General features: G+C 66.2%; 17 protein-coding genes. 14 read left to right on the top strand and 3 right to left on the bottom strand.

The annotated features are described in order from the left end of the window. From WAN02_RS29145 to WAN02_RS29195, 11 genes are all read left to right on the top strand, one after another. On the top strand, window positions 1–845 hold an 845-nt coding region (locus tag WAN02_RS29145; RefSeq protein WP_422268861.1), incomplete at its 5' end, for an SDR family NAD(P)-dependent oxidoreductase. Between the two features lie 9 nt (window positions 846–854). After that, window positions 855–2,486: a PEP-utilizing enzyme gene (locus tag WAN02_RS29150; protein WP_422268862.1), complete on the top strand. Its 1,632-nt coding sequence runs from the start codon at window positions 855–857 to the stop codon at window positions 2,484–2,486. Then, window positions 2,483–3,502 (top strand): hypothetical protein, encoded by a 1,020-nt coding sequence (locus tag WAN02_RS29155; RefSeq protein WP_422268863.1) that lies wholly within the window; start codon window positions 2,483–2,485, stop codon window positions 3,500–3,502. The genes WAN02_RS29150 and WAN02_RS29155 overlap by 4 nt, the downstream gene beginning before the upstream one ends. Beyond that, on the top strand, window positions 3,499–3,909 hold the full coding sequence (locus WAN02_RS29160; protein WP_422268864.1) for a nuclear transport factor 2 family protein: 411 nt from the start codon (window positions 3,499–3,501) through the stop codon (window positions 3,907–3,909). The genes WAN02_RS29155 and WAN02_RS29160 overlap by 4 nt, the downstream gene beginning before the upstream one ends. Beyond that, the gene (locus WAN02_RS29165) at window positions 3,906–4,310 is read left to right on the top strand and encodes a nuclear transport factor 2 family protein (protein ID WP_422268865.1); all 405 of its coding nucleotides are present in this window, start codon (window positions 3,906–3,908) and stop codon (window positions 4,308–4,310) included. Before WAN02_RS29160 ends, WAN02_RS29165 begins: the two co-directional genes overlap by 4 nt. Continuing rightward, window positions 4,307–5,206 (top strand): LLM class F420-dependent oxidoreductase, encoded by a 900-nt coding sequence (locus WAN02_RS29170; protein WP_422268866.1) that lies wholly within the window; start codon window positions 4,307–4,309, stop codon window positions 5,204–5,206. Before WAN02_RS29165 ends, WAN02_RS29170 begins: the two co-directional genes overlap by 4 nt. A gap of 429 nt (window positions 5,207–5,635) precedes the next feature. Further along, entirely contained in the window at window positions 5,636–7,264 is a 1,629-nt protein-coding gene (locus tag WAN02_RS29175) for a pyruvate, phosphate dikinase (RefSeq protein ID WP_422268867.1), read from the top strand. Continuing rightward, a complete protein-coding gene (locus WAN02_RS29180; RefSeq protein ID WP_422268868.1) occupies window positions 7,257–7,862 on the top strand; it encodes a MarR family transcriptional regulator in 606 nt (201 codons plus the stop codon). Before WAN02_RS29175 ends, WAN02_RS29180 begins: the two co-directional genes overlap by 8 nt. Window positions 7,863–8,050: 188 nt before the next feature. Next, on the top strand, window positions 8,051–9,205 hold the full coding sequence (locus WAN02_RS29185) for an acyl-CoA dehydrogenase family protein (RefSeq protein ID WP_422268869.1): 1,155 nt from the start codon (window positions 8,051–8,053) through the stop codon (window positions 9,203–9,205). A gap of 49 nt (window positions 9,206–9,254) precedes the next feature. Next, window positions 9,255–10,304, top strand: coding sequence for a hypothetical protein (locus tag WAN02_RS29190; RefSeq protein WP_422268870.1), 1,050 nt, complete (start codon window positions 9,255–9,257; stop codon window positions 10,302–10,304). Between the two features lies 1 nt (window position 10,305). Beyond that, the gene (locus WAN02_RS29195) at window positions 10,306–11,970 is read left to right on the top strand and encodes a PEP-utilizing enzyme (RefSeq protein WP_422268871.1); all 1,665 of its coding nucleotides are present in this window, start codon (window positions 10,306–10,308) and stop codon (window positions 11,968–11,970) included. 71 nt (window positions 11,971–12,041) lie between these two features. Here the strand turns inward: WAN02_RS29195 and WAN02_RS29200 are convergent, their stop codons facing one another. Continuing rightward, window positions 12,042–13,745 carry a phytoene desaturase family protein gene (locus tag WAN02_RS29200; RefSeq protein WP_422268872.1) on the bottom strand — a complete coding sequence of 568 codons (1,704 nt, stop codon included), beginning with the start codon at window positions 13,743–13,745 and terminating at the stop codon, window positions 12,042–12,044. A gap of 305 nt (window positions 13,746–14,050) precedes the next feature. On the opposite strand from WAN02_RS29200, the gene WAN02_RS29205 reads away from it, so the two are divergent. The 3 genes from WAN02_RS29205 (at window position 14,051) to WAN02_RS29215 (ending at window position 17,994) form a co-directional block, all read left to right on the top strand. Then, on the top strand, window positions 14,051–15,190 hold the full coding sequence (locus WAN02_RS29205; protein WP_422268873.1) for an epoxide hydrolase family protein: 1,140 nt from the start codon (window positions 14,051–14,053) through the stop codon (window positions 15,188–15,190). A 225-nt stretch (window positions 15,191–15,415) separates the two neighbouring features. Continuing rightward, the gene (locus tag WAN02_RS29210; RefSeq protein WP_422268874.1) at window positions 15,416–17,017 is read left to right on the top strand and encodes a PEP-utilizing enzyme; all 1,602 of its coding nucleotides are present in this window, start codon (window positions 15,416–15,418) and stop codon (window positions 17,015–17,017) included. Beyond that, window positions 17,017–17,994 carry a hypothetical protein gene (locus WAN02_RS29215; protein ID WP_422268875.1) on the top strand — a complete coding sequence of 326 codons (978 nt, stop codon included), beginning with the start codon at window positions 17,017–17,019 and terminating at the stop codon, window positions 17,992–17,994. The genes WAN02_RS29210 and WAN02_RS29215 overlap by 1 nt, the downstream gene beginning before the upstream one ends. A gap of 24 nt (window positions 17,995–18,018) precedes the next feature. Here WAN02_RS29215 and WAN02_RS29220 read toward each other — a convergent pair whose 3' ends face one another. Both WAN02_RS29220 and WAN02_RS29225 read right to left on the bottom strand, forming a co-directional pair. Then, complete coding sequence (locus WAN02_RS29220) at window positions 18,019–19,482, bottom strand: pyruvate, phosphate dikinase (protein WP_422268876.1); 1,464 nt, start codon at window positions 19,480–19,482, stop codon at window positions 18,019–18,021. Continuing rightward, window positions 19,483–20,097 carry a hypothetical protein gene (locus tag WAN02_RS29225; protein ID WP_422268877.1) on the bottom strand — a complete coding sequence of 205 codons (615 nt, stop codon included), beginning with the start codon at window positions 20,095–20,097 and terminating at the stop codon, window positions 19,483–19,485. Between the last annotated feature and the right edge of the window lie 311 nt (window positions 20,098–20,408).

The following is a 20,408-nucleotide window of genomic DNA, read 5'->3' on the forward strand; positions in this document are numbered from 1 at the left end:
CCACAGGCCGCCTCCAAGGCAAGACTGCGATCGTCACGGGCTCGACGAGGGGCTTCGGCAGCGCGATCGTGCGCCGCTTCGCCCAGGAGGGCGCCAATGTCGTCATCACCGGCCGTAGCGAGGCCGATGGCAAGGCCGTGGAAGCGGACATCGCCGCCGGCGGCGGCGCGGCGATCTTCGTCGCCGCTGACATCGGCGACGAGGACGCCGTCGAGGCGCTCGTCACGCGAACCGTGGCAGAGTTCGGCGGCGTCGACGTCCTGGTCAACAACGCGATGGCGATGGACCACATCGGCGACAGCGAGCGCCCGGTCGCCGACCTCGACACCGCGGGCTTCGACAGGATGATCCGGGTCGGCATCTACGGTGTGGTCTTCGCCTGCAAGTACGCACTGCGCGAGATGGTCAAGTCCGGCCGGGGGTCGATCATCAACGTGTCCTCGATCGCCGCTGTCGGCGGCGTGCCGCACATGCCGGGCTACACGGCCAGCAAGGGGGCGATGCAGGCACTCACCCGCCAGATGGCCACCGACTACGGTCCGCAGGGCATCCGGATCAACACCCTCGTCAGCGGGTTCGTCTTCTCCTCCGAGCTGGCAGCCGCGGTGGACGCGCACCCGGTCGCCGGGCCGCTGATGCGGGAGGGCCAGCTGACTCGCTGGGGGACGCTCGAGGACGTGTCGGGCTTCGCGACCTTCCTCGCCAGCGACGAGTCGGAGTTCATCAACGGCGCCGAGCTGCGGATGGACGGCGGCTGGTCGGCGACGGCGCGCATCCCCAACCTCGCCGAGATGGTCTTCGCGCCGATGGCGGCCGCCGCGGCGGCCGCTCAGAACGCCGGCTGACCCCGCGCGATGAACCCAGGGCTCAACCCGCTGCACGCCGAATGCGGCCCGGGTACGACGTGGACGACGGTGAACTTCGGCGAGGCCAATCCCGGTGTGCAGACGCCGCTGGGCCTGACGTTCTGGATCGAGGCCTCGGAGGCATCGCTGGTGGAGATAGGGCACGCCCTCGGCGCATACTCGCGGCGCGAGGCACGCGTCAGCCAGGTCACCGATCGCCGGCACATGGCGGGCTTTCACGCACGAATGGCCGGCAACGTCAACCGGTTCCGCGAGCTCGCCGACCGGATGCCCGGCACGTCCGGCGACGCGTTCGAGGAGCAGGTACTGGGCGTCGTGCAGTCGGGGCAGCGCAACAACCCGATGCGCCGCCGCTACCCGGTGACCGCGGTGAAGATGCCCTACGCCGCCTGGCGGGTGTCAGCAGAGCTGCGGCGTGCGCGCAGTGACAACGACGTCTGGTGGCGTGCGTCGGTCGCCGCGCCCGGTGACGACGTCGCCACCGCGGTGGCGACCTATCGCAAGGCCTACCACCGGTTCGCGCGGATGATGTATGTGCACGGGCTCGTCACGATGCTGGCGCAGGCCTGCTTCGAGCGGGTGACATCGCTGGCGACGGAGGCCGGCATGCCGGGCGCCCAGTCCGAGCTGGTCACCGGCTACGGCGGCCTCGAGGAGACCCGCCTACTGGGCGACCTGTGGACGGTCGCCCGCGAGGGAGCGTCGCTCGAGCGGTTCGTGGCGAACTACGGGTACCACGGGGCCGCCTCAGGCGACCTGTCCAGTCCGTCGTGGCGGGAGGATCCCTCCGCTGTCGTGCAGCTACTGGACGCGTATGCGGCCATGCCCGCCGGCGACGGCCCACTGGAGCGGCAGGCCCGGCAGGTCGCGCGGCGCACCGACGTCGAGAACCAACTCCTCGCCGCGTTGCCGTGGCACAAGCGGGCAGCCGCCCGACTGGTGCTGAAGCTGACCGCGAAGTTCGTCCCGCAGCGCGAGATCGGCAAGACCTCCTACGTGCAGCTGCTGGATGTCGCACGTGCCGGTGCCCGCGCCGCTGGGAACGCGCTCGTCCGCAAGGGGGAGCTGGCGTCGGGCGAAGACGTCTTTTTCCTGACCTCGGCCGAGCTGATGGGGGAGCTGCCGCCGAATGTGCGCGCGGTGATCGCCGGGCGCCGGGTCTTCTACGACGCCTGCCGGCGCCTGCGGCTGCCCGACACCTGGCGCGGAATGCCTGCGCCCGAGCCCCAGGACGCGAACGACGGATTCGAGCGGGAGCCGGGCAAGGTGCAGGGCATCGGCGTCGCGCCGGGCGTCGTCACCGGCCGGGTGCGGGTGGTGACCGACCCGCTGGCCGATACGTTGCTCGAAGACGGCGAGATCCTCGTCTGCGAAACCACCAACCCGAGCTGGGTGACGCTCTTCGTGGTGGCGGGGGCGCTCGTCATCGACATCGGCGGTGCGCTGAGCCATGGTGCGATCGCGGCACGCGAGCTGGGCATCCCTTGCGTCATCAACACGCGTGACGGCAGTCGGCGGCTGCGCACCGGCGACACGGTCGTCGTCGACGGCTCCACCGGGGCGGTCGAATTGGTCGGCGCCGCTGGACTTCCCGAGTCCGAGGATGTGGCACTGGCATGACGACCGCAACGACCCCCGACTGCTACGGCATCGTGCCGGCGGACGATCTGCTGCACGATCTGCCCAATGTGCCCGGCTGGAGCGAGAACCTGCAGCTGGTCGTCAACGACGGCAGCGCGGGTGTGGCGTTCTACGTGCACTTCAGCCGGATGGTCGACGACCCGGGCATCTGGGAGGGCATCCTCATCTGTTACCTCCCCGACGGGCAGCTGCGGGTGAGCCGCTCGTTCGCGCGCGACGCCGGCACCGGGTCCGCCTCCGACGGGCAGCTCACGTTCCGACCCGTCGAGCCGCTGCGCCACTGGGAGCTGCGCTTCGACGGTATGGCCCGCATCTTGAGCCGTGCGGAAGGCGCGGCCGGTCCGGTCACCCAGGGCCCGGTCGAGCCGCTGCAGATCGTGCTCGACGTCACCGGCACGACACCCCCGTGGGGCGTCGGCTCGCGGCATCCAGGTGGCGAGACCGCCGAGGCGATGCACGGGCAGAGCTGGGCGCGCATGCACCTCGAGCAGGCCTGCCACGTCGCCGGTGAGCTGCGCCTGGCCGGCAGCACGACCCTCATCGAGGGCATGGGCATGCGCGATCACTCGACCGGACCGCGGGACTACAGCGCAATGCGGCGCGAGGCCTGGGCCAACGCCGTCTTCCCGAGCGGTCGCGCGTTCTGTGGGCTGTGGGTCGAGATGGAGGGCGCACCACAGTTCACCCACGGCTTCGTCTACGACGGCGGTGAGCTGCACAGCATGAGCTCGTTCGAGGGGCCGCCGCTGACGAGCGCTCTCGGCGAGCCGAGCTTGTACACCGTGCGCTTCACCAGCCCCGCGGGCGCGGCGCAGGTGCAGGGTCAGTTGACGCACTCGATGGCGTTCACGCTGGAATCCCCGTGCCGGATGCCGCTGGGTCCGCGGGCCAGGGGAGCGATCCCCGTCGAAGGTCCGGCCCGGTACACCTGGGACGGCGAGCAGGGCGACGGCTGGATCGAACGGATCTATGTCCGCGAGGAGGATGAGCAGTGAGCGCGAGCGACTGTGTCGTGATGAAGGAATTCTTCGAATGCTTCGCCACCGGGGACATCCCCGGCTGCATGGCGCGCATGCACGACGATTGCGTGCTGGTCGAGGGCGAAGGTCTGCCGCACAGCGGAACGTTTGTCGGCGGCGAGGGCTTCCTGCAGCTCGTCACCAAGATCGGGCAGATCTACTCGGGCGCGATGCTCTCGGAGGTCGCGGTCTACGACGCCGGCGAGTACGTCGTGGCGCGGATGATCGGCACGTTCACCTCACGGTCCAACGGACTAACGGTGTCGCAGCCCATCACCGAGCACTACTGGCTCACCGACGGCAAGGTCACTCGCGCCGACGTCTATTACAAGGACCCGTCCGGCTTCGACGCGCTCGCCGCCGACGCGGAGGTGTCCGCATGAGCTCTGACGGTGTGCGGACGGTGTCCGACTTCTACCGAGCGTTTGTCAGCGCCGACTTGCAGGCCTGCCTTGCTCTGCTGGCCGACGACGTCGTCCTCGAACCGGCGGGCAGCCTTCCCTACAGCGGCACCGCGGTCGGGCACGATGGCTTCAGCGCGACGGCCACGAAGATGTTCAGCCTGCTGTCGCGGGCCGAGCCGGTGGATTGGGTCATCGACGACGCGGGAGAGATCGTCGTCGCCACCAGCACAGGGACGTTCACGTCGCGCGCGACCGGGCAGACGCTGACGACACCGGTCGTGGAACACTTCTGGGTCACCGACGGGCAGATCCACAGAATCGACGCCTACTACAAGGACCCCAAGTCGCTAGCTCCGCTGTTCGACGGGGCGGCGCAATGAAGTTCGGGGTCATGCTCGGCCTCGGTGAACGCGGTGGGCTCGCGCACCCCGACTATGCCGCCGAGGCCGTGGTACGCGCCGAGGAGCTGGGGTATGAGTCCGTGTGGGCGGGCGAGCACGTGGTGATGCCCGACTACCGGTCGCGCTACCCGTACTCGCCGGACGGCAGGCTACCCCAGTCGGCGCAAACCGACGTTCCTGACCCGATCGTCTGGTTGTCCTATGCCGCCGGCATCACCACTCGGATCCGGCTGGCCACCGGCGTGGTCGTGCTGCCGCTGCGCAACCCGGTGGTCCTTGCCAAGCAGGTCGCATCCCTTGACCTGCTGTCCCGCGGTCGCGCCGTGCTCGGTATCGGAGCGGGGTGGATGCGCGAAGAGTCAGACGCGGTGGGGGTGCCGTTCGACGCTCGCGGACAACGCATGGAGGAGTTTGTCGGCGCCTTGCGCGCATTGTGGCGCGACGACGTGGCCACCTTCGACGGCGAGCATGTGAGCTTTGCCGGCGCCCGCTCGTACCCGAAGCCGGTGCAGGACCGGGCGGTACCCATCGTCGTCGGGGGCAGCGGGATCGTGGCAGCCAAGCGGGCCGGTCGGCTCGGCGACGGGTACTACCCGATCGCACGCACCGTCGAGCACCTCAGCGAGCTGATAGGCGTCATGCGCAGGGCCGCTCGTGAGGCCGGGCGGGACCCTGCGGACGTCGAGATCAGCACGATGTCGTTCGCGCTCGTCGGAGACGACCCCGTCACCTCGGGGCTGCTCGACACCTTCCGCCGGATGGAGGACCTCGGCGTCGGGCGCATAGTGGTCCCCCGGCTGCTCGACGCTGAACTGCGGCAGGCCCTCGACTCGTTGGAGCGCCTCGCAGACCAGTTGCTCGGTGCCTACGTGTGAGCATGTGGCCCAGGAGATGACGATGACGCACTTGCGCTGGGTCGGCCGGTGGAAAGGAGCCGACTAATCCTGCGCTCGATCGGCTACCAGGGCTCGCCGATCGACGGTGTGCCTTTGGACGCCGCTGAACGCAAACGGGGCAGTGAAGCGTCCCGGTTCCGCGTGAAATTCGTTGTCCTTGCCGACATGTTGGCCGTCGCTAGTATGTCGGTTGTGGGGCAACTTCATTGAAGCAGTTCCGAACAGTATTTACTCGAGACCAGAAAACGAGGACCAACCACAAGACAAACTCCGTGATCTATGGCCCAAATTCAAGTTTGCCCATGTCGCGAGTCGGCTACGGCTATTCGTCCGCAGCGACGTCACCGGGCGATGCGCGAACGAATTGCTCACGGGGACAGAATCACTGGTAGGAAGCCAACTAACTTCATGTCAAAGACAACCGCTGAACCACACCGCTTGGTCGTAAAGCTAGACGGCCGCGCCGGCCGTCCCCGCGAGGCGCTCGGCAACAAGGGCTATGGCATTGATTCGATGCGGCAGAACGGGTTGCCGGTGCCGCCGGCGTTTTGCATCACCACCGAGGTCTGTCCGAGGTTCTTCGCCAATCCTCGACGCTGCCTTGACGAGATCTGGGACGAGGTGCGCCAGCAGATGCAATGGCTCGAGGCCGAGACGTCACGCACGTTCGGACGCGGCCCCCGGCCGCTGTTGGTCAGTGTGCGCAGCGGGGCGGCACAGTCGATGCCCGGCATGATGGACACGGTGCTCGACCTCGGCATCGACGACGGGGTCGAAGACGCCCTCGCGGCGGCGGCGGGCGCGGAGTTCGCAGGCGACACCCGCGACCGGTTTACCGGCATGTACCGGCGCATCGTGTTGGGTGGCGACGAACACACCGAGATACCCGCCGATCCCTGGGCGCAGCTGCGAGGAGCGGTCGAGGCGGTTTTCGCGTCATGGAACAGTCCGCGGGCGATCGCCTACCGTGCGCATCGCGGCCTCAGCGATGCGGCCGGCACCGCGGTTGTGGTGCAGGCCATGGTGTTTGGCAACTTGGCACGTTACTCGGGTACCGGGGTTCTGTTCTCCCGCAACCCGATGACCGGTGCCAACGAGCCGTTCGGTGAATGGCTGGCGGGAGGCCAGGGCGAAGATGTCGTCTCGGGCAATGTCGACGTCGAACCCGTCGCCGCGCTGCGTGACGAGCAACCCGTCGTCTATGAGCAGCTCATGGTCGCGGCGCAAACGCTGGAACGGCTTGTCGCCGAGGTGCAGGACATCGAATTCACCGTCGAAGACGGCAAACTGTGGCTGCTGCAGACGCGGGTGGCCAAGCGGTCAGCTCAGGCCGCGGTGCGCCTGGCATTACAGTTGCGCCGCGAAGGATTGATCAACGACGCGGAGGCCCTGCGCCGGGTCACCCCCGCCCAGGTCGAGACTTTACTCATGCCCTCGTTGCAACCCGAAACCCGTTTGGCGGCAACGCTGTTAGCGAAGGGCCTGCCGGCGTGTCCGGGCGTGGTGTCAGGCAAGGCCTACACCGACGTCGATGAGGCGCTCGATGCCGCCGACGACGGGCAAGATGTCATCTTGGTGCGCACTGCGACAAGTCCCGACGATGTACAAGGCATGCTGGCTGCCCAAGGCATCGTCACCGAGATCGGTGGGGCGACATCGCATGCCGCGGTGGTCAGCCGAGAGATCGGCCGACCGGCCGTGGTGGGGTGCGGCGCTGGAGTGGTTGCGGCCCTCGCCGGCAAGCTGATCACCGTCGACGGTGCTGAAGGCGAAGTGCGCGAGGGGATTCTGGAACGCACTGCCTGGTCGGAGAGCGACTCGCCTGACCTGGCTGAGCTCGCCGAGATCGCCCGTCGCATCAGCCCGCTCCGCGCCCACGCCAGCGGCAACTACGAGGTGCTCGACGACACCTCGCCGGCGGCGGTTGCAGGTGCGCTTGCCGCCGGCCATACCGACGTGATCGCTCCGCATCCGCTGATCACTATGCTCATTGCGCTACGACTGAATGAAGATACGAAAGGACTGGCCAATGTCTGAGTTGACCGTGTTGCAGGCCGTTCGACTCAAAGGCCGTGTCACCGAGGCTGATCTGGTTGCCACCCTGGGTGACGACGCCGCTGATGTCGCCGCGACGTTAGCGCAACTGACCGCCGCCGGGCTGCTGGTCGAAGGGAAGACGTTCCGGATCAGCCCCGAGGGACGCGAGCGGCTCGACGCCCTTCTGGCAAAGGAGCGTTCGGGTGTCGACCAGAACGCTCTGACCAAAACGTATGGCGATTTCCGGGTCGTCAACCACGAATTCAAGGCGCTGGTATCGGACTGGCAGATCAAAGACGGTCAACCTAACTCACACGACGATGCCGAGTATGACGCCGCGATAGTGAACCGCCTCGACAACCTGCATCAACAGGTGTCGCCCATCGCCGCCGCGATCACCACACTGTTACCCCGGCTAAGTGCATATGCCGCGAAACTGAACTCGGCCTTGGACAAGGTCAAGGCTGGCGACACAACATGGTTCGCCCGGCCGATCATCGACTCTTACCACACCGTGTGGTTCGAACTGCACGAGGAGCTCATTGGCGCCTCGGGCCTCACTCGCGAAGAGGAAGCCAGGGCCGGGCACGCGGATTAGCCAGCACCTTAGGGCATTCGTTGTCGGCTGCGCGGGGGGATTTGATCCGCGCCGGCCCGTCTGCTCCGTCGAGCGATATCGCGATCGACCATGGTCCTGCGGGCCGGAATACCCAAACCCCGGAGGCCGGGTATCCCGACCAGGATCGTTTAATCTAAAATAGAATCTGGTTGAGAGGAGGTGATGGTGTGAGCTCTGCGTTGACCGAGGAAGAACACCTACTGGTCCAGACAGTTCGGACGTTCGTCGACCGCGACGTCAAACCGACGGTCCGTGATGTCGAGCACGCCAACGAGTATCCCGAAAAGTGGATCGAACAAATGAAGCAAATCGGGATCTACGGATTGGCGATCCCCGAAGAGTATGGCGGTTCGCCGGTGTCCATGCCTTGCTATGTGCTGGTGACCCAGGAGTTGGCGCGTGGCTGGATGAGCCTGGCCGGCGCGATGGGCGGACACACCGTGGTGGCCAAACTACTCACGCTGTTCGGCACCGAGGAGCAGAAAAAGACTTATCTCCCCGCGATGGCCACCGGCGAGGTCCGGGCGACGATGGCGCTCACCGAACCTGGCGGCGGTTCCGACCTGCAGAACATGGCCACCACTGCGCTTCCCGATGGCGAGAATCTGGTGATCAGCGGCGCAAAAACCTGGATCTCCAACGCACGTCGCTCGGGCGTCATTGCCCTACTCTGCAAAACCGATCCGAAAGCAACGCCGAGGCACGCCGGCATCTCGATCGTGCTGGCAGAGCACGGGCCGGGCCTGACCGTGTCACGGGATCTGCCCAAGCTGGGCTACAAAGGCGTGGAGACCTGCGAGCTGTCCTTCGACGGCTACCGCATTGCCGGATCGGCGATTCTCGGCGGTGCGCCCGGCAAGGGGTTCGCGCAGATGATGAAAGGCCTAGAGACCGGCCGCATCCAGGTCGCCTCCCGCGCGCTCGGTGTGGCGACCGCCGCACTCGAGGATGCACTTGCCTACGCGCAGCAACGTGAGAGTTTCGGCCAGCCGATCTGGAAACATCAAGCGATCGGCAACTATTTGGCCGACATGGCAACGAAACTCACTGCTGCCCGACAGCTCACCCTCTATGCAGCCGAGCGCTATGACAGCGGTGAGCGCTGCGATATGGAGGCCGGCATGGCCAAGCTGTTCGCGTCGGAAGTGGCGATGGAGATCGCACTGAATGCGGTGCGGATCCACGGCGGTTACGGCTATTCCACAGAGTTCGACGCTGAACGTTACTTCCGGGACGCGCCATTGATGATCGTCGGCGAAGGCACCAATGAGATCCAGCGCAATGTAATCGCTGCCCAGCTCGTCGCCCGCGGCGGCATCTGAATGGCTCGACGCCGCGCGCTTTTTGGGCCTGCGTGAGCAGGCCTAGTCCGTGACTGCCGAGCGGCGACTGCTCGGCGACAATCCCTTTGGCGTCGAGCCCGGGCTGGACCTGTTGCATGCGCCGCCAATCGGCGTGCCGGGCTGGAGCGAGACAATGTATTTCCACGCCTGGTCACCGGAGCACGGTGTTGGGGTGTTCGTGCACGCCGGCCGGTGGCCCGCTGACCTTGACTTGTGGTGGGCTCAGGTAATTGCGATGCTGCCGGACGGCGAGCTGCTGGTGGACCGGTCGTGGGGGAGAGCTGTCGACGCGTGCGGCCCCGCGACCGGAAACCTGCGAGCCACATGCACGACTCCGCTACGCGATTGGCGGTTGGCATTCGACGGCGCAGGCGCTGTCGGCGACTTGGCCACGATGGCGACCGGCCCGGTCGGTGCCGGGCCGGCGCGCGCTTTCTCCTTCGAACTCGAGCTGCAAGCTGTCGCCCCGGTGTGGGACATGCACGGCGCGTTGGGTATCGACGGCTTGAGTTGGGCGTCGTTTCATCACACCCAAGGATTTCGCGCGACTGGACGGCTGACCGCGGGCTCCCGGAGCTGGGACGTCGACGGTGTTGCTCATCGAGACCATTCCAGTGGCCCGCGGGACATCGGAGGCCTCGGCGGGCTGCATTTCTTCGTGGTGGTCTTCCCCCGTACCGGTCGCGTCGTCAACGGTCTGGTGAACTGGCGCCGCGACGGTCAGGTGGACCACCGCACCTTTTGTATCCAGCAAGCCGGCGTCTGTGAGATCGGGAGCGACGTCAGGGTCACCGGCCTGCACAGCATCGCCACCCACCAGCCGCACGCGATGACCATCACCCTGTCACGGGCCGACAAGTCGACACAGGTGTTCAAAGCCTCTCGGTTGCACGGCTATTCGCTGACTTACCTGCAGCCCAACGAGAACATCAACGGGGTCGACCTGGTGTCGCAGCCCGACCCAGTCGTCGTCACCCAGAGCACAGTGCGTGTGGTTGCCGACGACGGCGAGGTCGGTTACGGGGTCATCGAGCGTGACTACCGGCCGTCCATGCTCCCCTCAACAGAGGAACGCTAGAGTGCCGTCAAATCAACCGCGACCCGCCACTGACCTCACGCCCGACGAGCTGGCGGCCAGCCCGGTCCACTGGCCCGGGGCCAAGCTGCGCTGGACGACGGCCAATGTCGATGAGGGTCTGCCCGGAACTGTGACGCCGCTGACCTGGTCGATGTACTTCCCGCCGACCGAGTCCACGATGCGCGGTTGTTGGGTGGATCTTGGTGTGCTGCCGAAATCGCGGCGGCCGATTCCCGACGACGTTGATGGTCGATTCTTTTCCGTTGCCTACGGTCACGCCATTGGCAACCTCGACCTGTTGGGCCGAATGGCGGCGCAGGTGCCGGGCGGCTCGGCCGCGTTGATGGAAGCGCAGGTGTTCGGCTCTGTGCAGCGCGGCGGTGAGCCCGAGCTCACCGGCCTAGGAAAGATGCGTCGTTATCCGTTCGTGGTGGCGAAGTTTCCTCGCGCGCTGCGGCGCGCGATGCGCAGCCTTGAGCCATGCGCTGAAGAGACCGCGCGGTGGTGGCAGGCCACGGTTTTCGAACCCGAACGGCTAGAAGGTGATTCGGCCGTAGGCGCGCTCATCGAGGCGCGTCGCCGGTTTGAGGGGATCCTTGTCATTCACATGGTGTTGTCCATGGCGTGCCAGGGGGTGATGGGCCGAGTCGAGACCATGGCGATCAAAGCCGGGCTGGAGGGCCTACAGCACGAGCTCATCAAGAGCGACGAGGGGACCGCCGAGTTCGATCTGGTCCGGGATCTGTGGCAGTTGTCGGCCGACAGGATTACCGTCGAAGATTTCCTGCGCCGTCATGGCTACCACGGGCCGCGCGAGGGCTTGGTGGAATCGACGATATGGCGGGAGGATTCGCAGCATATTGTCGAGCTGGCCGCTACCTACCGGTCGCGGCACGGGGCCGAGGATGTGGATCAGCTGGTGCGGCGGCGGCGCCGCGAACACGCCGTTGCCGTCCAGCGCCTAGAGCGGGCTCTCGGTCCGATCCGGTCGATCCCGGCGAGGGCGCTCGTCCGCTTTGCCGCGCATGCACCGACGTGGCGCGAGACCGGCCGTGCCAGCATGTTGCGGGCCATTGACGTCGCCCGCGCGGCGTCCCGCGTCGTCGGCCGTGACCTCGCCGACGCCGGAGTGTTCGACGACCCCGCAGACGTGCGATTCCTGACCATCGACGAGATCGCCCGCGGTAATCGTGGCGGCTGGGCCGACCTGGTCAGGCAGCGCCAGTCGCACCATGCGATGTTCGACCGGATCGTGCTTCCGCACGTGTGGCGCGGCGAGCCTGACTTTGAGATCGGCGCCCCGGTCGCTGACGTGGTGGCGGACCGCCGGCCTGAGGCGGTCGAGGGCTTAGGGGTGAGCGCCGGCATCGCCGAGGGAACCGTGCGCGTCGTTCGTGACCTCGACGACGCCGACATCGACGAGGGCACGGTCTTGGTGTGCCGGGCGACCGACCCCAGCTGGGCTGCGCTGTTTCCACTTGCCGAAGCAGTGGTCACCGACGTGGGCAGCGCGATGAGCCACGCCGCCATCGTGTGCCGCGAATTGGGATTGCCCTGCGTCGCCGGTACCCGGACCGGCACCACCACGCTGCGCGACGGCATGCGGGTGCGGGTGGACGGCACAACCGGCCGGGTAGAGATCCTCCAGAGCGCGCCAACGCCGTAGTGCACCGTAGAGCGTCAGTCCACCTGCCGGACTTCGGCGTATTCGGGGCAGCCGATAACAGGGCTTGTCGGTCAGAGGTCGGCTGGGAAGGGGTCGTTCTGGCCACTGCAGTACGGGTCCACGTCGGCCTTCCGGCGTTGCGCCACCAGTTCCTTGAGCACACCCAATCGGCCACCTTTGTCCTCGAGGTGGAAGTGTTTGAGCATGATGCGCGCCGCGTTTTGGCCGGGCATACCGCTGATGCCGGCCACCGGGTGGGTGCCCGACCCCGTCAGGTAGAGGCCCTCGACCGGGGTCTTGTAACCCGCGAAACCGGCCACCGGCTTGTTCGGGCCGAACCGGCTGAGGGTGGGGTCGACATGGTAGACCGAGCCGTCGATCGCCCAGAACCGCTCCTCGATATCGGGCAACACCAACGGGCGCACGGCCACCTGCATGTCCTCGACGCCCTTGTAGTAGATCTCGGCGTCTTTGATGATGCTGTCGGTAATTGCTTTGCGCGCGACGTCCCAGCCGTCCTCGGGGTAGGACGGCGTCAGGCCGGTCCAGAACCACCACAGATCCTTACCCGGCGGCGACATCGACGGGTCGAACGAGTTAGTCACCTGAGCCAAGCCGGGAATGGCGTCGGGCACCTTGCCGCGCACACAGGAGCGCGCGGCCTCCAGGGCCTGTTCGTAGGTGTGGTAACAGTTGCACGCCTGCCGCAGGTCAATGCCATCACCACGCCATTTCTCATGCCTGGACATGTCGACCCGGCCCGACAGCGCGACGTTGACCTTGGCGTCGGCGATACCGCGCTTGCGGGTGGGAATGTGATCGGCGGCGTTTTGCTTCTTGGGCTCCAAGACACCGCGCGGCAGCAGCCGGGTCAGCGTGGTCTTCGGGCTGCACGCGGTGAGAACCGCACGGCGGGCACGGATTTCGGCGCCACCCCTGATCCGCACGCCAGTGCAGCGGTTGTTGGTGACGATCAGCTCCTCGACGGGCGAGCTGGTGATCACGTCCCCGTGGTTGTCCTTGATCACACCAATCAGCGCCTTGGGCAGCGATCCGGTGCCGCCGTGGAACATCGCCACGCCATACTTGCTCAGCACACCCAGGTAGATCAGCGACCACCCAGACATATCGGCGTCGAACGGCATGAACGGCAGACTGGTCAGCAATGGTGCCCGGATCATGTCGTGCTCGAAGCTCTCCTCGACGGCCTCGGCCTGCGAACTCGACATCCAGCGACCGAGGGCGACCAATTGCTTACGGTTCTTCACCACCGCGCGCGCCGACTTCAGGATGCTCTTGATCTCGGGCTCGGTGACACTGGTCTGCATCATCGGCAGGCCGATCTCGACGGCGGCGTCGATTACCTCGTAGAGCTCCAGCAGCGCGCGGGCGTCCTTCTTCGAGAAGTACTCCAGCTCGCCCGCGGTCTTGCGCGGGTTGCGCCACAAACCCAGCGATGCGCCGTCGGCGGAGAGTTGGAAGTGCGCGGGATCGATGACCGTCTGGCGCAGACCATAATTGCGCGACAGTCCGAGGTCGTGGTCGATGGTGGTGGTCCGGAACAGTGACGCCTGAATCGAGGCCTCGTTGATCATGTACTCCGGCGCCTCGGGGACAAAGGGATTCGTCGAGGTCATACCGCCGGCGGTGGGGGAGGCCTCGACGACGAGTACGTCGAGCCCGGCCTTGGCCAGATACGCGGCCGCAACAAGGCCGTTGTGTCCGGAGCCGACCACGACAACGTCGGCCTCGCGCGGCGGGGAAGTGTGTTTCATCACTAGTCCTTCGATTGCCGGGTAGCGGGCACCGCCCGCTCGGAGGTGAATCTAACCGTGATTAAAATCATATCGGAAGGGATTCGCCTTCTCGACAAAAGCGTACTCTCGCGATCGCCGCCCGCGACCTGGCCTTGGGTGCCGCGGCTCGTTGAGGGCCCGCATATCGGATCAAGCTGCGAACGTATGTTCTTGACCCAGTGCGTGTAGGCACTATTCTCGTTGCAGCGAAGAGCAAGCCGTCTGCGTGGGTGCCAAAGTACGAGTAAGTACTCGTTAACGTTGTTGAAGGGAGCTTTGTCGCCATGGTCGAAATTTGCGACTTCCGTGTTGAAATTTCCGAGGCCGACATCGCCGATCTGCGCACTCGCCTGGAGCGGACACGATGGCCGGATGGCGAAACCGTGTCCGACTGGTCCCAGGGGATCCCGCAGGATTATGTTCGCGAGCTGGCCCGCTACTGGGCGAGCGACTACGACATGTACCGGGTCGCCAACCGGCTCAATGCTTATCCGCAGTTCCGCGCGACCATCGGTGATTTGGGTATCCACTTTCTGCATGTACGCTCCCCGCATCGCGATGCGCGGCCACTGATCTTGACCCATGGCTGGCCTGGCTCGGTGGTCGAATTTCTCGACGTGATCGGTGCGCTGACTGACCCGGAACGGTTCGGTGGGCACGCCGACGACGCCTTCCACGTGGTCATCCCATCCTTGCCCGGATACGGGTTCAGTGACAGGCCAACAACTCCAGGGGTGGGCATCGAGCGAATCGGCGAGGCTTGGAACCAACTTATGGTCGCCCTGGACTACCGCCACTACTACGCGCAGGGGGGCGACTGGGGTGCGTTCGTCACGGCGGCGATGGGTGTCAAACCTCCCGCAGGCCTGCTCGGCATCCACGTCAACCTCGCACTGGCCTCGCCGGAGGCGCTGGCTGGGCTTGGTGAACTGACCCCCGACGAACAGGCAGCCGGGGGGTTGCCGGCGTACATGCAGGAAGAGGGCGCCTACGCCGTACAGCAGGCAACCCGGCCCCAGACGTTGGGCTACGGGCTGGCCGACTCGCCGGTCGGTCAACTTGCCTGGATCACCGAGAAGTTCTACGCCTGGACCGACTGTGACGGGCACCCGGAAAACGCAGTGTCGCGGGACGTCATCCTGGACAACGTAATGGTGTACTGGTTGACCAACACCGCTGCTTCCTCCGCGCGCTTGTATTGGGAAAGCTTCTCGATGATCAGCTCATTTGACCAGGTCGCCGTGCCCTCGGCGTACACCCGGTTCCCGAAAGAAATCGTCAGGGTCAGCCAACGATGGCTTCGCACCAGGTTCACCGACCTCCGCTACTACCACGCCGTCGCCAAAGGCGGCCACTTCGCCGCCTTGGAACAGCCGCAGATTTTCGTCGACGAGATGCGCGCCAGTATCCGGGCGCTCACCTGATTGGCGGCCGTCCGCGGCGAGCACGAGATCTCATGGACGAGTTCGGAACTCGCAGCCATGAGCAGACCGCGCCAGTGGCTGATCGCATCGTGCAGCGGCCGACGTGTTGAGGCCGACCGCCCCCTTCATCTCTTTACAAGTGTAAACAGAAGCTCTAGGCTCGCATGCACCCGGACGACGCACCCTAACTACACAGCACGGCTGTGCTGACGAGGCGGTCCCACAGTGTCGCAGCGAGACCCATTGCAGTCGGTTGCCGCCGAGGACTCGCACTGGACTCGCGTCAATGTGGGCGAGGCGCTGCCGGGCGTGGCGACCCCGCTCGGCTGGTCGATCTGGGGTGTGGTCGGGGATCGGATGTGCCGCAACGTCTCATTCGCGATGGGCGTCTTCGACCGCTCCGAACTCGATGATCCGACGCGGATCGAAGACCGGATCATGTCGGTCTTCTACGGGCGCATCGCGTTGCGGATGGAATGGGTCGCGGTCATGGGCGACCGTATGCCCGGCACGAGCGGCGCCGAGGCCATCGGTGGAATGCTCGGCGTCGCACCGGAGACCATGCTCTTCGGAGCATCCCGGCGCCGGTATCCGGTGATCGCCGCGAAACTGCCGCTCGCGATGGTCACCGCACCGCGCCGCGTCCGCGCGATGGCGGCCGAGGTGGACGCCTGGTGGCAGAGCCAGATACCGGTGCTGCAAACCGCGAGCCACGAGGAGGCGGTCGCGGCGCTGCGCGACGCGGTGGATCAGTTCTGCCGGACCATGACCATCCACGGCATCGGCCTGTTCACCGCGGTGAATCCGTTGCTGACCGCCGTCAAAGCGCTGGTAGAGAAGACCGGTGTCGGCGACGTCGGCGTCCTCAGTGGCACCGGCGGCGCCGAGATGGCGATGATCGAGGACATCTGGCGTGCTTCACGCGGTGAGATAGACCTCGACCAGATCGTCGCCCAGCACGGCTACCACGGGCCGCTGGAGGGCGAGATCTCCAGCCTGGTCTGGCGGGAGGATCCAACGCCGCTGCACGCGTTGATCGGGCACTATCGCGCGCTCGACGAGTCGGACTCGCCGGTCCAGCGGGATGCCGAGGCCGCGCGGCGCCTACCGCTGATGCAACAGGCCGTCGTCGCGGCGCGGCCCGCGTTTCAGCGTCCCGGCGCGCGTGCGCTGCTGAAGCTGGCCGCCAAGACCATTCCGCTGCGCGGTGTCGGCAAAGTGTCATTCCTGCAGGCACTCGACGTCGCACGCGCCGCCGCCCGGCGCGTCGGGCAGCATCTGGTGGCGGACGGCTTATTGGGCAGCGCCGACGATGTCTGCTATCTGACGCTGGACGAGATCTTCGACGGAATCCCTTCGCCCGCAGGCGAACTCATCGCGTTCCGGCGTGCCCGCCGTGATGAGTATCGGGCGCTGGCCGTGCCGCTGTACTGGCGTGGAATGCCCGAGCCCCTGCCGCTGGGCGCCGCGTCGCTGGCGGTCGGCGATATGGTGTCCGGCATCGGCGCCAGCTCCGGTGTGGTGCAAGGCATCGCGCGGGTCGTCACCGATCCCTCCTTCGCCGACGTCGAACCCGGCGAGATCCTGGTGGCGCAGTCGACGGATCCGAGCTGGGCGTCGATCATGTACGTCTCGGCCGGCCTGGTGGTCGACGTCGGCAGCATGATCAGCCATGCGGCGGTCGTCGCACGCGAACTAGGCTTGCCCTGTGTGGTCAATGTCGGCACCGCCACGAGGGCACTACGGGACGGCGACGTGATCCGCGTCGACGGAGACAAGGGCACCGTGGAGCTTCTGGCCCGCCCGCGGCTCGTGGCGGAGGTGTGATGGACAGCAATACGAAGATTCGCCGGGACGTTCCACTGTGGAACGAGACCCGTTGGAACGGGTGCTGGAACCCCGACGACGGCGTTGGCCTCTACCTGCACGGCGGCCGGTTCCGCAAGGACCTGGATATGTGGTGGGCTCAGACCGTGGCCTTCCTGCCCGGCGCGCAGCTGGCGGTCGACCGGTTCTGGGGTCGCAACGCGACGACGGACGGTATCCGGTTCGGCAACTACGACCTCACGATGACTGAGGATGGGTGGACGTCGCGGTTCGACGGTGTCGGTGAGCTGACCACTGTCGCCGACCTGTCACTGGGTCCGCGGGGTAGCACGGAACCCATCGTCTCAGTGCAGTGGGAGATGACCGCACGAGCGGCCGCGCCGCAATGGGACCTCTACGAGCGGGCCGAGACCGAGAAGCTCGACTTCGCGGGTGACACCCATGTCCAAGGCGGCTACCACACCACGGGATATCTGCGGGTGGACGGTATCGAATACCGGCTGGACGGGATCGGGTTCAAGGACCACTCCTCGGGAGTGCGGGACTGGGACCGCTGGGACCATCACGCGTTCATGCTGGCCATCATGCCGGAGTGGACGTTGCACGCGGTCATGATCGCACCGGGCGACGACCGCGCGCCGACTCACATCGGGGTGCTCTACCGGGATGGTCAGCGGATTCCGTTGCTAGGCTTCGAGATTCCCAAGCTCGCCGACATGGAGGTCCCCGGACCGATGGACCTCGTGGTCACCACCGGCACCGGGGAGACGCTGCGGCTGGTCGCCGAGCAGGTGCACGGGCTGCCGATGACGATGACGCCGGACAACAACTACATCAACGGCATCAACTGGGACGGCGCGGGCGAGCCCGTCGCGCTGATCGAGGGAATCTCCCGGATCACTACCGAGGCCGGCAGTGTGGGGTACGCACACCTGGAACGCAGCGCGCTGTGCAGTGCCGTGAAACGGCCCGGCTAGCTCTTCCTTTGGCGCCTACCGGCGCTAATTCGCCGAAGTGAGAATCGTTTTCAGGCTCTTGTGCTGGTCACCCGCGTACGATCGAAGCCAACCGCCGAGCACCTGCAGATCCGGGTGGGTGGCCAGCGAGGGAACCTCGACGTCCAGGGTGCCTTCGAGAATCTCACCGCTGGTGGCGTCCACGGTCACCTCTTTGCCGGCCAGGTTCGCCAGGCTGCCTGGACCACACCCGACGACGCAGACCTTGTCGAGCTCGCGGCTGACGACCGCGGCATGCGATGTGGCGCCACCGATCTCGGTGATGACGGCGACGGCCGCGATCATGCCGTGCACGTCGTCGGGATCGGTGGTCGGGCGGGCCAGGATCACGTCGATACCCTCGTCGGCTTTCTCCTCGGCCTCGTCGGCGGAGGTGACCACCACGCCGCTGGCCACACCGGGGCAGGCGACCTCGCCCGAGGCGAGCAGCGTCGCGCTTGCCCGGGCGTCCGGCGCCAGATGAGGCCGCAGGAACGCGGTCAACTGGTCAGGGGTGATCATCTCCAGTGCGAGGTCTGCGGTGATGATGCCTTCGGACTCCAGTTGAACTGCGTGGTGAATCGCGGCGCTGGCCGATCTCTTGGCCGAGCGGCTCTGCAGCAGCCACAACTTTCCCGCTTCGATGGTGAACTCGATGTCCTGCACGTCTTTCATCGCGCGCTCGAGCAGGCTTGCGGCCGACATCAATTGAGCGTGTACATCGGGCAGGAATTCGTTGAGGTGTTCCAGGGGCTTCGGCGTGGACCGGCCGGAGACCACGTCCTCACCCTGCCCCTTGGGCAGCCACTCACCGAACGGGTCGGACTTGGCGGTGATCGGGTCGCGGGTGAACAACACACCGGTGCCCGAATTGTCGTCGAGATTGCCGAAGACCATGGCCTGCACGGTCACTGCCGTGCCGCCGTCATGAGAGATGCCGTGATGATTGCGGTAGGCCACCGCCCGCGGCGACTGCCACGACTCGAAGACCGCGCCGACCGCGGCTTCCAGCTGCTCCCACGGGTCGTCGGACGGTTCGGCGCCGACGACCTTGACGAACTGCTCGACGAACCGACGCTGGGTGTCGGCGGCGTACTCCGGGCTGCCGGTCAGCTGGCTCAGTCCGGCGGCGACGTCGTCATTCATGCCGAGGTTCAGGACGGTGTCCATCATGCCCGGCATGCTGCGTGCCGCACCCGAACGCACGGATACCAGAAGCGGATTGCTCGCGGAGCCGAACTGACGGCCGAGTTCGGATTCCAGTTGCGCGATACCGTCGCGCAACGCGGCACGGACGTCGTCGGACAGCGTGCCTCCCGCCTCGTAATACTTCGCGCACTCGTCGGTCCCCAACACGAAGGCCGGTGGGACCGGCAGCCCCATCACCAGCATCGCGTTGACGCTGAACGCCTTGCCGCCGATCTCTTCCCGGGTGGGTTCGCCGCAGTGGCCCAGTCGTAGCACTGTCATCTACAGCGCGCGTCCGGCCGCAGCTTCGTCGGCCCGGTCGCGGCCCAGCAGGCCGATGAGCACTTCGTGCAGCTCAAACCACACCGTGTGGTAGCTGTCCGCGATCGGGCGGGCGATGAAGCTGTGATCGCCGCCCTGCACCGCGGCGATCGCCGCGTCGAATCCGGTGGTATAGAGCGCCAGTCGCGGGTTGACCGCCGAGAGGCGCTCCAGCCAGGGGCCGAACCGGCCGTGCAGAGCGACCAGCTTCTCGACGACCTGGCCGTCGTAGTCGGCGTCGGTGTGGTCGTTGGGCTGGTCGGGGGCCTTCATCTGCCAGGTGGTGACGACGCTCTTGAGGTCGTTGTTGTCGTCGTCGAACTCCTCGTAGAGCTGCTCCAGCGGCGCCGTGTCGATGGACTTGCGCTCGGCGGCAACGAGTTCGGCCAGCCGGTCGCGGCCGGCCGGGGTCAGCTTGAAGTTGCTTCCCGCCGCGGCAACGAGTTCGGCAGTAACCGCGTCCCGCAGCGCTGCCTCGGTGGAGGCTAGGTCGGAGCCCGAGGCGGCGGCGAGTGCCTCAGCGCTCACGCGCCCTTTCAAGCGGAGGGCTTGCAGCAAGCCCAGTTCGTTAGTCATGACAGGCCTTACTCGATAGGTTGACTACCCGCGTGTGACTATAACGGCGACTCCGCGTGTTTTTACTGCGTAATAAAAATGAGGGACGGATAGCGGTCCCGCCTGGTCTCGTAGTCGTCGCTGTGGCCTCGGACAGTGGCTGGCATCTTCACACAATCCTTTACATCTGTAAGAAATAGTCCTAGCCTTGTACGGAAAGAACTTCGACGTCGTCCGATGCGGCTGAGCGCGTCAACAGGAGGGTGTCCCGCGATGGCAGTCGAGTTGGTTGAGGACCTGAGCGCCTATGTGATCGCCGGCGCGGTCAGTGC

Origin of the sequence: Mycobacterium sp. (genome assembly GCF_049281135.1) — a bacterium.
Taxonomy (GTDB): domain Bacteria; phylum Actinomycetota; class Actinomycetes; order Mycobacteriales; family Mycobacteriaceae; genus Mycobacterium.